The organism is Pedobacter miscanthi, assembly GCF_003315595.1.
Taxonomy (GTDB): Bacteria; Bacteroidota; Bacteroidia; order Sphingobacteriales; family Sphingobacteriaceae; genus Pedobacter; species Pedobacter miscanthi.
Genome location: NZ_QNQU01000010.1, coordinates 187,756 through 201,390, shown reverse-complemented (window position 1 = coordinate 201,390; position 13,635 = coordinate 187,756). Strand labels below are relative to the sequence as shown.

At 40.8% G+C, this 13,635-nt stretch carries 12 protein-coding genes; 11 read left to right on the top strand and 1 reads right to left on the bottom strand.

Annotation, left to right across the window (positions count from 1 at the left end):
• Nucleotides 1-443 precede the first annotated feature (443 nt).
• Complete coding sequence (locus tag DRW42_RS13635; protein ID WP_113949367.1) at nt 444-1,070, bottom strand: Crp/Fnr family transcriptional regulator; 627 nt, start codon at nt 1,068-1,070, stop codon at nt 444-446.
• A 275-nt stretch (nt 1,071-1,345) separates the two neighbouring features.
• Between DRW42_RS13635 and DRW42_RS13630 the strand changes: the two genes are divergently transcribed.
• From DRW42_RS13630 to DRW42_RS13580, 11 genes are all read left to right on the top strand, one after another.
• A complete protein-coding gene (locus DRW42_RS13630; RefSeq protein WP_113949366.1) occupies nt 1,346-2,236 on the top strand; it encodes an RteC domain-containing protein in 891 nt (296 codons plus the stop codon).
• A gap of 230 nt (nt 2,237-2,466) precedes the next feature.
• Complete coding sequence (locus tag DRW42_RS13625; protein WP_208643561.1) at nt 2,467-2,706, top strand: VapC50 family PIN domain-containing toxin; 240 nt, start codon at nt 2,467-2,469, stop codon at nt 2,704-2,706.
• Between the two features lie 341 nt (nt 2,707-3,047).
• Entirely contained in the window at nt 3,048-7,004 is a 3,957-nt protein-coding gene (locus DRW42_RS13620; RefSeq protein ID WP_113949365.1) for an NACHT domain-containing protein, read from the top strand.
• A gap of 369 nt (nt 7,005-7,373) precedes the next feature.
• Nucleotides 7,374-7,910: a hypothetical protein gene (locus DRW42_RS13615; RefSeq protein ID WP_113949364.1), complete on the top strand. Its 537-nt coding sequence runs from the start codon at nt 7,374-7,376 to the stop codon at nt 7,908-7,910.
• A gap of 56 nt (nt 7,911-7,966) precedes the next feature.
• Nucleotides 7,967-8,311, top strand: coding sequence for a DUF4134 domain-containing protein (locus DRW42_RS13610; RefSeq protein WP_113949363.1), 345 nt, complete (start codon nt 7,967-7,969; stop codon nt 8,309-8,311).
• Between the two features lie 2 nt (nt 8,312-8,313).
• The gene (locus DRW42_RS13605) at nt 8,314-8,631 is read left to right on the top strand and encodes a DUF4133 domain-containing protein (protein ID WP_113949362.1); all 318 of its coding nucleotides are present in this window, start codon (nt 8,314-8,316) and stop codon (nt 8,629-8,631) included.
• A 5-nt stretch (nt 8,632-8,636) separates the two neighbouring features.
• Nucleotides 8,637-11,114: a TraG family conjugative transposon ATPase gene (locus DRW42_RS13600; protein WP_113949361.1), complete on the top strand. Its 2,478-nt coding sequence runs from the start codon at nt 8,637-8,639 to the stop codon at nt 11,112-11,114.
• Nucleotides 11,115-11,126: 12 nt separating this feature from the next.
• The gene (locus DRW42_RS13595) at nt 11,127-11,501 is read left to right on the top strand and encodes a hypothetical protein (protein ID WP_113949360.1); all 375 of its coding nucleotides are present in this window, start codon (nt 11,127-11,129) and stop codon (nt 11,499-11,501) included.
• A 128-nt stretch (nt 11,502-11,629) separates the two neighbouring features.
• Nucleotides 11,630-12,313, top strand: coding sequence for a conjugal transfer protein TraI (locus DRW42_RS13590; RefSeq protein ID WP_113949414.1), 684 nt, complete (start codon nt 11,630-11,632; stop codon nt 12,311-12,313).
• Entirely contained in the window at nt 12,306-13,001 is a 696-nt protein-coding gene (locus DRW42_RS13585) for a hypothetical protein (protein WP_113949359.1), read from the top strand. The genes DRW42_RS13590 and DRW42_RS13585 overlap by 8 nt, the downstream gene beginning before the upstream one ends.
• Complete coding sequence (locus tag DRW42_RS13580; protein ID WP_482811915.1) at nt 12,988-13,635, top strand: TerB family tellurite resistance protein; 648 nt, start codon at nt 12,988-12,990, stop codon at nt 13,633-13,635. Before DRW42_RS13585 ends, DRW42_RS13580 begins: the two co-directional genes overlap by 14 nt.

Below are 13,635 nucleotides of genomic sequence, written 5' to 3'. Positions count from 1 at the left end.
TGAATTTAGTGAAAATCGACTGTTTTATTGTTTAACTTTTAAATCCGTTATCTGAAAGTATCAATTTTTGTCTTTTTAAAATCAGAATATAAAAGAATAGCATAGTCTCTGTGACCAGTACGAATGATAAATAAAAGGTATATCATAGATTGGTTTTGTATTCTGCCGTTCCCATAAAAAAAATGGATTTAAAGATAGATATTTGTGTATCTGGATTTTTTTCTTAATAACACATCTTTCTCTACATATTTAAAAGTGCTGCTTGTCCTTGTTTTTTGAATATGTTTTTTGATAATATGGACTGCTGTTGATAGAAATGATTTTGTTTATTTTCATTTTTCAATTAATTAAAATGCACTTAAATTTCTGAAATCCTTCAATAAGACTCATTTACGCATTGCTATAATTGAGTTTCCAAAGTTAATTTTTATCGAGTTTTGTTATTATGATTTTTTCCCTTTTTGTGTCTGGTGACACATTTCTAATTTTTTTCTACGGATTCGGCTGAGTGTTTCGCGGCTGATGCCGAGATAAGAGGCGATGTTTTGCTGTGTGGTTTGCTGTTCGATTTGAGGGTGGTTTTTAAGTAGGAGATTGTATCTCTGTTCGGGTCTTTGTGTACGTAATAAGATGGCGCGCTCTTCACCGAGGATGTAGTATTTCTGGATGATGATTCTGCCTAGTAGGTTGCCTTCTTTGAAGTCGGCATAATAGGCATTAAGCTCGAGCCATGTTAGGGATTGAAGCGTGCAGTCTTGAAGGACTTCGATGTACTCATTTGCGGGTTGCTGGGTGAAAAAGCTGGATGCGGAGGCCATTAGATCTCCTTTAGTGCTAAACCAGGTGGTACATTCCTTGCCATCTTCATCGATGAAGTAAGCACGCAGGAAGCCGCTGCGGATAAAGTAAATACGGCGGGCGGTTTCGCCTGGTGATAACAGAATTTTTTTGCGTTCGAATGTTTCGATAAGGCTTTCTTCTTTAACCCGGTTTTGCATTGGGGTTGGAAGGGGCATAATGAAGCTTAGTGTTTCCAGTAGGTCGGCTTCGGAATTGTTAAAATGCTGCATGTTGATCGATTGTGTCACAGATCAACCATTATTATTTTTAAACGGACTAATATTGTCCTTGCGGAATGGATACAATTGGTTAACGCTTTATCTGAAGGTTTAGTATAAGGATCAAGGTAATAGGTTTCGCTGGTAACTGGAGACTTGGGATGGGGATTATATTGGTGTGTTGGACGGCTGATGTCCGGTTGATTTTTGATTCGTAAATTTTTCCTGCCTGTGAGAGTTGTTGCCGGTTAACTGGCGGGGTGGGAGTTACTCTAAATATCAAACCTATGTACAACAAGTTTAGTGAGAATTTGATGGACGGGCTCTGTCCGCTGCTGGAATCATTCGTTTTAAAGGAAAGTAAACCTGATCTATTGGTGAGGGCACAGACTGCCGCCATTGCCGATGCTTTAAATACTTTGTCTGATTTTGTGTTGGAAAACCCCTTTGTGGATAACCTGTCAGAAATTAATTATTACAAATTTATCTATCCCCAATTTAAATCTTTACTCGTGTATTATACTGAGCACTATAACTTTTTATCGGCTGTCCCAAATATGGGGATGAAGGCTAAAAAGCGTTATTTCCTTATTAAGCTTAAGGCTATTGCTGATTTTTTCGAGCAGAACCGTTTGCATTATGATTATTTCCGTTTGGATGGCGGTATGTTGGATGAGGTTTTTTATACCCTTGGGGATCCCGGTAATGTACTACAGCCAGTGGTGATGGGTTATGATCCTTTTTTAGGAACCCGGATGTCGGAAATGGTGAGTTGGTTTATCGCATATGAACGTTTGCGCAATGAAATTTTAGCACTGTTGCATACCCTTTCTGGAAAGTTGCCGGTATCGCATACGGTAGTAGATCCGTCCGGTGGGCTGCAGCATGAGATTAGATGGACGGGCGGAGATATCCACCTGATCGAATTGGTGCATGGAATTCATTTGACCGGACAGGTAAATGATGGGCAGATAGGGATTGTAGAACTTTTTAAAGTGGTGGGTGATTTTTTTGGGGTAAACCTGCGTGTACCCAAAAGGGGCTTTGATGATTTGAAGGCTAGAAAGACGATGAGCAAGACTGCGTTTCTGGATATGATGAAGGTAGCGGTTTTGAAAAAAATGGATGAGGATGATGCGTATGATCCCAGGCGGGCAGCCCGTAGAAATGGGTTTTAATTTACTTTTAGGGTGGATCAAAATTCCTTTTTTTCGATGGTATGCTGTTTATATCTGTTTGTCTGATAGTTAAGGTAATCAGTTTTGAGTTACCGCCTTGTTCTTTGACGTAATTAGATTTGCCTCATGTTGGTGGGGAATCATAAAGGGCTTATTGGGCAGCTCGGGCTACCGGTTGAGAATAACCGGGATGTGCTTGCAGCGGTAATCAGACGAATGCAAATGTGATCGTGACCAATAACCTGAAGGATTTTCCAGAAGAATACGTCGACACTTTCGGCATGAAGGCGAAAAGTGTCGATGATTCTCTCACGGACATCGTTGATCTGAACCAGAAGCAGGCGATCAAGGCTTTCCGGGAGTTGGTCCTTAACAGAAAGAATCCTGCGATGGATGAATATCAGCTGCTTGAAAGCCTGCGTAGGAATGGTCTTATGGACACGGCAAATTATCTGTATGTGCTGTTGTAAAAGTAAAGGATAAAAATGGCCAATCTGCCACAAGGACCTCGCATAATATATGCCAGGCACTTCTGTTAAGCGCACACCTGATAGGTTTTTGAGTTAATTTCATTTTTCAAGGCGCTATCTTTCTTGTGTTGCTTTCGGATTGATTACTATCCCTTCTTTGATTTTTGTGCTAAAGATATCCGAGGGATGGCATCACTTTGCTTTATATCTAAACTTAATAGCGCTTTTATATTGTAAAAAATCATCAAATCCCTTTGTGTTATCAGACAAATTTTGGAATTATCATAATCAGTATGTCTTCTTTTATTTATTTTCGACGAACTTTAAACTATTAACGCTTCATGAAATACGATTTAAATAGACTTCAATCCTACGATTTTGAGCATTTGGTTCAATCAATCTGTAAAAAATATATAGGGTCAGGTTGTACATCTTTTGGCGAAGGACCTGATGGTGGGCGAGAAGCTACTTTTCAGGGAAGTTCGCCATTTCCATCAGAAAAAGAAAATTGGACAGGCTATTGGGTTATTCAGGCTAAGGCACGGACAATTACAATTGAGGCCCAGGGGAAAGATCACAAGTGGCTGAAATCCGAGATGGAAAAGGACTTAAACAAATATGTAAATAGGAAGCAATCTGTTCCATTGCCGGACAATCTGATTTTTTTTACAAATATTATACTGACTTCTGTTGCCAAAACTGGTGGACAGGATAAAATCAGCGCCTTATGTAGGTCATTGGAAATTATATACGGCATAAAACATATTCATGTTATTTCAAACCATGATATCCAAGATTTTTTAGATCTGAACAGGGATCTCGCCATTGCATATGCACCATTTGTCTTACCTGGAGATGTGCTTGCGAAAATGCTGGAACTTTTGGATAATGATAAGGAACGCCATAAACATGTTCATGGAGCAATTTGCAGGTTTTTTGAAACCGAGTTTATGGAGGATATCCAGACAAAACTCGATCAGGCTGGGAAACTTGTAACTGAAAAAGTTAACCTCGAAAAAGTATTCATCGACCTCGATGTTTCATCTGAAAAGAACCGTTATCACAATTTTAGGTTTGTTGAACATATTGTAGCGCTGGGAAATACGATCCAAAAATGGAGATCAAATGAAGAGATAAATAAATTTGTCCTAAAAGCTGGGCCAGGACAGGGAAAATCTACCTTAAGCCAATTCTTAGCCCAAACTTACAGGGCATATTTCCTGCGTGACTTGGATGAAAGCATCTATCCTTCTGAGCCCATATTGACTTTTATAGAAGATTATAGTTCTTTGATTTCCCGAACTCCTGAGTGGCCTAGACTACCCTTTAAAATAATTCTAAAGGATTATGCAGGATGGATAACAGAAACCCATAAACGGGACAAAACAGAATCTATTTCCATTCAGACCTATCTATCCCGGCTGATAAACAAAAAAACGGGAATGAATGTCAATAGCTATGAAATTGAAATTCTTCTAAGAAATATGTCAAGTCTATTTATTTTTGACGGACTCGATGAAGTTCCTGTTTCGAGTAATAGGGAAGTGGTACTTCATGAATTAAATCTTTTCACAGAAATGATCCTGAGGAAAATGGATGCTGATGTCATCATTGTAGCCACTACCAGGCCACAAGGCTATTCCAAAGAATTTGATGTTACCAAATATAATCATCTCAATATCCAGGATCTTACCGAAGATAACTGCAAGATTTACTTGGAAAGATTATTGGCAAATACAATAGATAATATATTGGTCAGAGAATCAAAGCTCGCAATACTTGAACGTGCACTGGCAGATTCACAAGTTTCAAGAATTATGAAATCCCCATTACAGGCATCTATAATGGCGATACTAGTCAATAGCGGCGGCGAACCACCAACGAATAAGTATGACCTTTTTAAACAATATTTTACTACAATTCTAAATAGGGAAAAACAGAGAGGGATATCTGAAATACTACAATCTGATTCCGCCTCCGTGACTGAAATTCACTATAAGCTTGGCGTATACCTACAGGCAATTTCGGAGAAAAGTACAAACCCATCAGCCTCTATCGACATTACCCAATTTGATCAGATTCTAACTCATTACCTAATAGACAAGGAATTAGATGAACAAAAAATTGAACTATACACACGCGACATTCAAAACGCTGCTATTGATAGACTGGTTTTTATTTCCCAACTGGAGGACCAACGGATTGGTTTTGCTATAAGATCACTGCAGGAATACTTTGCAGCTAATGGCTACGTAGATAATATTGACGATAAAGAGGTTCTGGAAAGAATAGCCAAAATTTCAAAAAATGCCTATTGGAGCAATACCTTAATTTTTATAACCGGTTATATCGCCGAAAACAAGAAATATCTAACCGATAATATTCTTGCTCTTTGCGGAGAGTTAAATGGAGATGGGTTAAATCCTGGTGACCAAAGTTTAACATCTATAACTAAGCTGGGTTCCTGGCTTGCCCTTGATATTCTTAATGAAGGTATTTTTAGAAACATTCCAAAGCTAGAAAACCGCTTTTGCAAATTCTTAGAGCCACTTTTTTCATTAGCATCAATTGATAAGCATGAAGAATTTAGTATGCTTTCAGAAAATATCGTCAACAAGTGGGTGCTGGGATTCTTGGAAAAAAAATTAGAAGAAAATCCGAATAATTCAACCTGTTGGCTGATTATGTCTCTTCTTTACTTTGAGAGAAAAATAGACACCACCACACTGATTTCTCTAATGCCAAAAGATCCACAAACTGAAATTGAATATATCATCCAGATTGCAGATAATGGTCGGTATGATAAACCAATTTTAGAGTTATTTGATAGCAACTTTCTCAATTACTCCCAGCACACTCTTTATGATTTTTTTTCCGATGAAGATAATTATGGGTTTATAAGTGCCTTTTTAGCGATTGCAAGTGTTGATAATATAGCGAAGGTATGGGAGCTTTTATTATTCGCAACCTACCACAGTGATCATACAAGGGCTAATTATGCAAAGCTTTACGCGCTTATAGGGATTTTATTAACAAACGAAGAAATTGAAAGCCAATCGTTCTTTCAGCGTAGTATGCGGATTCTTAACATAGATATAGTAGGCGGATACTCATACGACATTAAAGGTTACTACCCTGATGAAAATATTATATTAGATAGAATCACCACATTTAGCCGTTCAAAGGGTAGTAAATTAAGTATATTATTGTGCAATTATCTCAATCAGCAATCTTTTGAGAATTACCGCCTTTTGATTCAGGAAATCGATTTACAAGAACCAGCATACTCAAATGATCTGAAATCTTCGCTGTCCTCTTTTGATTCGCTCGGAAGAACTATTCTGGAGGAGAAGGATTGTGAAAAAGTATTTTTTGATCATACTAGAAAAGATATTTTTGATATTATTTCGGGAGTTGAAAACCACAATTCTGAAAACGTTGTACTCAACTACAAATACGTGTTTGAAACTGCGTATGAAGGACGGGCAAGATATAATATAATGGATTTCTACGAGCGATATAAAGACGCAGATGTGAATTCTATAGCTATGCTTTTCAGAAACTTTGTTAGCTACAGTGTGTTTAAAATGAGTGTTTCGCAGTTTGAAGAATTAAGGGAGGATGACGGATTCATGTCGTTTTACAGGGGTGTTTATAAATCTGAAGAATATATCCAGCCTTACTATTCCTCCTATAGGATATTGGACACTTTATTCTTGTTGCCAGTAGCAGAAATAATCGATTTTTTAAATATTCGCAGAAGAAATGAGCGGCCAGAACTAGAATATATAGTTTTTTACGACCGAAAACAGGTTGAACCCCAGCTGCTGAGAATCTGTTTAGATAAATGTATTAAGGTTATACAATTACAATTGCTTTCAGAGAAACTTGCCTCATATAAATGTCTTTTTCAAACCATTATTTACTATGTAAACTCATTCGATAACCTTGCTGAGGTTAGCCTTCCGTTTTCAGATATGGCGGATGATGAAAACATTGACCGATATGGAATGCTGTTAATGCTTTTTGATATAAACATCTCATCAAAAACAATAAAAAAACTAGGAGACTATTTGAAAAACAATTTAGATAGCTTAAAACAATCTGATTTACCCCAGGCAGTGAGATTCATTTTAAGAAATATACCTGTGGGGCCTCAAAACGAATCGATACTTCTTATGCTGAACAGTGTTTTTATAGAAAATAACTTTATCAAAACAATGGTCCTGGAGGCAACCAAAGATTTTGTTCAGAGTCAGCCGAGCCTAATTGGAATAAATGGATATAATGTATCCTAATTTGTGTGAGGACTTTTAGCTAAAATTTATAAACATTTAGGAACGAAAAAGCCCTGCTCCAAAAGAAGTGGGGCCTACCATTTCCAAAACAGTTTAACTGTTTTTATCTGTTTTCAGATCCGCCCCTCCCTCTCTTCCAACCCGAGTCAGAAGCTCTAATTCTTAATTGGCCTTTATAAACCCGTTCCGGCTATTTATTACTGTGGTGGATGCTAAATGCAAATTCGGCAATAATGCCGTTCTAATGCGCAATTAGCTATGTGCAAAATCCAATCTATCCAATATTGGATAGGAAGTTTTCGCTCTTATGGAACTTTGCTTTATCAAATCCCGGTACAATGGGGTGCCGGGAGATAAAGCTTAAGGTTTATGTTACATGGTTTTTCTACTGCTCAATTTTTGACCGGGCTGGTGCTTGTGGGAGTGCTCTGGTACGGCGGGGTATATCTGTTTTTTTATTTGAAAAAGAATGGGGGGCGATCGGGAACTGGTCTTAGTGGAGAGAGTGGTGCTTTGGGTTTGGCAGATAAGGGAAGTGGTAATCGGTTGTCTGATGATATTTCGTTGGATGCTCTTGGTGATGATATGATGGGTAAGGCTGGTCTTCCCGAAGGAATGAGTATAGTAGGAGTGGATCAGATTGGCTTTGTGGACTTGGACAAAGATGCGGATAAGGTGGACCAGCTTGGTCTGATACCGGATTTATTGGAGGAAATTAAGTCGGTGTTTATGGTGTTAGCCAAAGAAGATGGATCAAAACGTGATTTTGTAAATCTGATGAAAGTAGTGAAGGAAACTTATCCGGGCATGGCCTCTTATCCCCGGATTAGGGTGATCAATGACTTTATTGCTGATCATGCCTCCTTTCACATCAGCAAAGAGGAGCTGGAGAATCTCTGGTATTAAACCGGTTTTGCTTTCAGTGCTGTTCATTTATTCATCGTTTTTATCCTAATTCTTTTATGAAAAATCAATTTAATAGCGCTGCCGCGCGATATATAGCTAAGTTTTTGTTGCTGGCCTATGTGCTTTGTACCTATCAGTTTTTATGTGCTGTACCACTTTTCGCCCAGGATGGTAATGCCGGGATTCAGGAGGCAACAAATAAGGTGGTGGGGTATTTCGATACCGGTTGTGATTTGATGTATGCAATTGGTGCAGTTATGGGCATCATTGGCGCTGTCAAAGTCTTTAACAAATGGAATGCGGGCGAGCCGGATACCTCAAAGGTGGCTTCGGCTTGGTTTGGCTCTTGCGTGTTTTTGGTGATTGTGGCTACGGTTTTAAAATCATTTTTCGGGATTTAACGATGGCAACGGTATATCAGATCAATAAAGGGGTTGGCCGGCCGATCATGTTTAAGGGCTTAAAGGCGCAGTATATCGCTTATCTGGCCGGGGGATTGGTGCTCTTGCTGATTGCTTTTGCGATTGGCTATGTTTCGGGTGTTCCGCTGGTTCTGCTGATGGCATTAGTGGTGGTGTTAGGGACTGGGCTTTTTGTGGTGGTGTTCCGCATGAGTGCCCGTTTTGGGGAGCATGGACTTTTGAAGTTTTTGGCTAAACGCAGTTTGCCTTCTCATCTGGTATTTCGCTCGAGAAGGATGTTTATTTCTTTAAAAAAATAAGGGTGATGGTAGAAGCAGCAAATATTTTTCCGGTTTATAAAGTACAGCATGATTGTATACAGTCAATGGCAGGAGATCTGACGATCGCTTTTCGGGTGGCGCTTCCCGAACTGTTTACGCTTTCGGAAAGGGATTATGATAGTTATCACAAGGCCTGGGTAAAGGCGATCCGGGTTTTGCCTTCGGGAACGGTGCTACATAAACAGGATTGGTTTTTAGAAAGTAAGTTTAAGGCTGATTTTAGTTTAGAACATAGTTTTCTGTCAGGGGCTTCGGAAAGGTTTTTCAATGAACGGCCGTTTTTGGATCATGAATGTTATGTGTTTTTAACAAGCCGTCCGGCTGGTCGTAAGCTTTCTAGTTCTGCATACAGCAATATTTTGCGCAAGGGCATTGTGCCTTCGCAGGTCCTGGATCCTGCGGTGTTTGGTGCCTTTCTAGATTATGCGGGGCAGTTTTCGAGGATTTTATCGGACAGTGGTTTTGTATCGCTGGTTCGCTTGACTGATGATGAACTGGCTGGAACAGCGAATAAGCCAGGGCTGTTGGAGCGTTATTGTTTTCTTTTGGGCAGGGATGAAATGTCTGTAGTCTCGGATATTCATTTGCGGGATGAAATCAGGGTTGGGGATAAGCGCTGCGAGCTGTATACGCTTTCTGATGCCGAGGATTTGCCGGGATTGTGTGGCCCGCGGATCAATTATGATAAATACAGTTCGGACCGGTCGAAGTTTTCTATTGGCTTTGCAAGTCCTTTGGGTTCGCTGTTATCGTGTAACCATATTTATAATCAGTATGTATTTATTGGTGATAGCCAGAAAACGATAAAAAGACTGGAGGCAAAGAAGCTTCGTTTGCAGTCGCTTTCGGCTTATTCCCGCGAAAATGCTTTGTCGCGAGATGCGACCAATGATTTTCTAAATGAGGCTGTCGCCTCGCAGCGGCTTCCCGTCAAAGCGCATTTTAATGTGCTGGTGTGGTCGGATGATAAGGTTAAAGCTTTAGACCTGAAGAATCTGGTAAGTTCGGCCATGGCGGGGCTGGATGCAGTAGCCAAACTGGAGACCGATGGACAGGCACAGGTCTGGTGGGCAGGGCTGCCCGGAAACGAGGCAGATTTCCCTATGAATGACACTTTTGATACTTTTTTAGAGCAAGCTGCATGTTTTTTTAACCTGGAAACTGGTTATCAGAGTTCGCTGAGTCCTTTCGGGATCCGCTTAGGGGACAGGTTAACGGGAAAGCCGGTGCATGTGGATATTTCTGATGAGCCTTGGGAAAAGGGAGTGATTACCAATAGGGCAAAGCTGCTGATCGGTCCATCAGGATCGGGGAAATCTTTTGCGGTGAACCACATGATGCGCTCTTACTATGAGCAAGGGGCGCACTGTATTCTGGTGGATATCGGGCACAGTTATAAAGGATTATGTGAACTGGTAGGCGGCTATTATTTTACCTATTCGGAGGAAGATCCGATTAAGTTTAATCCTTTCTTTTTATCCCAGGGCGATGTCATGGATACCGAAAAGAAGGAGAGCATTAAAACTTTGCTTTTGGCACTTTGGAAGAAAGACGATGAGCCTTATCGCCGCTCGGAATATGTGGCGATATCCAATGCTCTGAAACTTTATTACGAGCACTTATCGGTTCGGCCGGATATTTTCCCCTGTTTTAATTCCTTCTACGAGTTTTTAATGTCGGAATATATGCAGGTGCTATCCGATGGTAAGGTAAAGGAAAAGGATTTTGATATTGGAAATTTCCTTTATGTGCTCAATCCTTATTACCGGGGAGGAGAATTTGATTACCTCCTTAATGCGGCTAAAAACCTGGATATGTTAACCGAGCGATTTATTGTCTTTGAGCTGGATAATGTGAAAGATCATCCCATACTTTTTCCGGTGGTCACGCTGATCATTATGGAAATGGTGATTTCCAAGATGAGAAAGCTCAAAGGGATCCGCAAGGTAGTGCTGATTGAAGAATGCTGGAAGGCGATAGCCAAAGAAGGTATGGCAGAGTACATTCGCTACCTGTTTAAAACCATGCGGAAATTTTTTGGGGAACCGATTGTGGTGACCCAGGAAATTGAAGACGTAATTTCCTCGCCCATTGTCAAGCAGGCGATTATCAATAATGCGGATTGTAAGATCCTGCTCGATCAGAGTAAATACCAGAACAAGTTTGACCAGGTACAGGAATTGCTGGGGCTGACCGATAAAGAAAAGGCGCTGGTGCTCTCGATGAATAAAGCGAATGAAGTTGGAGGGAAATATAAAGAGATTTTTATCTCGCTGGGTGGACAGATGAGTAAAGTGTACCGTACCGAAGTCAGCCTGGAAGAGTATTTAGCTTATACCACTGAGGAGCGGGAGAAGATTAGGGTACAGGAATATGCCGCCCGTTATGGCAGTATCCAGAAGGGGATTTCAGTATTGGCTGGGGAGATGAGGGCTGGTAATTTTTCTAAATCTAAAACTTAAAACAACAATATCATGAAAACAAAATTGCTTCATTTTTTTATCGGGATAAGCCTGATTGGTGCTTGTAGCCGTAATGATGTGGTTTCCTTTATACCGGGTACTTATGTGAGCTTTGTCAGGGGGGAATATAGCGAATCTTCAGATACGCGGGTGATCACGGAAGTGAATAAAGAGGTTGGTATTTTTAAAATTATTCGAAAGAGTGCTTTCAGACGTTTTGAATCAGGTAAGGTTGGGAAACTGGAGCATCAAACATCGAATTATTACGGGATCTGGGATAAAGAGAGCGAATCTCTTCAGATACCTAGCAGAAGTAAAATAGTTCGCTTTTTTCCAGACTCCGGAATGCTGGTTCTGGGAACCAGGGAGTTTCGTAAGATAATGTAAGATCAGTACAGGCCATTCTTGGTCAACAGGTGTCAAGTTTATAAACTACATATAACATGATGGAATTGGGATTAAATGCTGGGCTATTGGCCTGGCCAGGGAAGCTATGGACTAAAATTTTGGGATGTATGAAGCAGTATATGGTAATCCTGCCGGTGAGTACAATGACATTGATCGTTGGCCTGCCAAAAGGGGCAGACGCACAGATCGCAGTAGTGGAAGTGATCAAAGCAGGGGTTAAAAAGGTGATCAAGGCAGTGGACTTGAAGATCCAGCGATTGCAGAATGAAACGATCTGGCTGCAGAATGCGCAAAAGGTTTTGGAAAATCAGCTGTCCAAACTGAAACTTGGGGAGATTGCAGACTGGACGAAAAGGCAGAAGGAATTGTACAAAGAGTATTATGAAGAACTCTGGAAAATCAAATCAGCGATTGCATATTATAAAAAGGTAAAAGACCTGACGACAAAGCAGATTGCCATAGTAGATGAATACAAATGGGCCTGGAACCTGTTTAAAAAGGATTCTCATTTTGAGCCTTCAGAGCTGGATTATATGCAAAAGGTGTATTCAGGGATCCTGGATGAGAGCATCAAAAACCTGGATCAGTTGCTGCTCGTGGTGAATTCTTTTAAAACCCAGATGAGCGATGCGGAGCGGCTGGAGATTATTGCCAAAGCATCCCAGCAGATGGATGTCAATTATTCTGACCTGAAATCCTTTAACAGGGGAAATGCAGTATTAAGTATACAACGTGCTTCTTCGATGGAGGAAAGCGCAAAACTCAAAGAGATTTATGGAATCGATGAATAGAAATTTTGGTTGTGGTTGGGCGCTTTTTGGAAAAGGGGCCAGATTTAAGGTGATGGTTTTTATGGCCGGTTTGGCTGTGGTGTTGATGTCGCTTATCGGTGGAACCGCAAAAGCGCAGACCTGGGGAGAGTTTTTTAGCCAGAAAAAAACGCAGAAAAAATACCTGTTGGAGCAAATCGCGGCTTTGCAGTTGTATATCGGTTATGCCAAAAAAGGCTACGAACTGGTGGATGGAGGTTTAGGCACGATCAAGGATATTACTCATGGTGAGTTTTCGCTTCATGATACCTTTATTTCTTCCCTTAAAGCGGTGAGCCCTTTGGTGAGGAACAACATCAAAGTGGCGCAGATCATTAGTTATCAAATCGGTATGGCTAAGGCTTTCGCAGAATTCAGGTGGGAGGCGCTGCTCTCGGCCCCTGATCAGCTCTATATCCTGGATGTGAAGGCTGGGATCATGGCTGAATGTGGGAAAGACCTGGAATCGCTGCTGATGGTGGTGAGCTCTGGCAGGCTGGAAATGTCTGAATCTGAACGGATCAGGCGTATAGATGCGCTCTATCTATCCATGCAGGATAAAGCTGCTTTTACCGCAGACTTTCTACTTGGGGTATCGCGCTTGGTACGGGACAGAGAAAGGGATGGTCTGGATATTTTAATCGGGAGGAAGCTTTATGGAATTGATTAGCAGAAAGTTTTTGGTGACTATATTTTTGATGGTGGGGCTTTTGGGCGTTTCGTGTGCCCGCTGCTATTCTCAGTCCACTGAAGTGCAACAATTGCTGTTAAATGTTGAAAAGTTAAGCCAGCTAAAAAACATTTTATCGGACATGAAAAAAGGCTACACGCTGGTTTCTAAGGGTTATAAGGCGGTCAAGGATATCGCACAGGGTAATTTTTCCCTGCATGAGGTATTTCTGGATGGGATGATGCTGGTGAGTCCGGAAGTGAAAAAATACCACAGGGTGGCTGACATTATTAATGACCAGGGGAAAATCCTGGCAGAATATAAGGCTGCTTTCAGGCGCTTTAAAGCATCGGGTAATTTTTCGGATTCCGATATCGCTTATCTCTCCAGCGTGTATGGACAGCTTTTTGAGCTGAGTAAAGATAACCTGGATGAACTGCTGATGGTAATTACCGCATTGACTTTGCGCATGAGTGATCAGGAAAGGCTTGCGGCAATTGATAGGATCTTTGCCGATACCGAGGATAAATTGCAGTTTTTGCGGGCATTTAATGATCAGGCTGGCATGCTGGATTTACAGCGCAGAAGGGAAAGGGATGATATCAAAGGCCTTTCGGATGTATTTGGACATTGA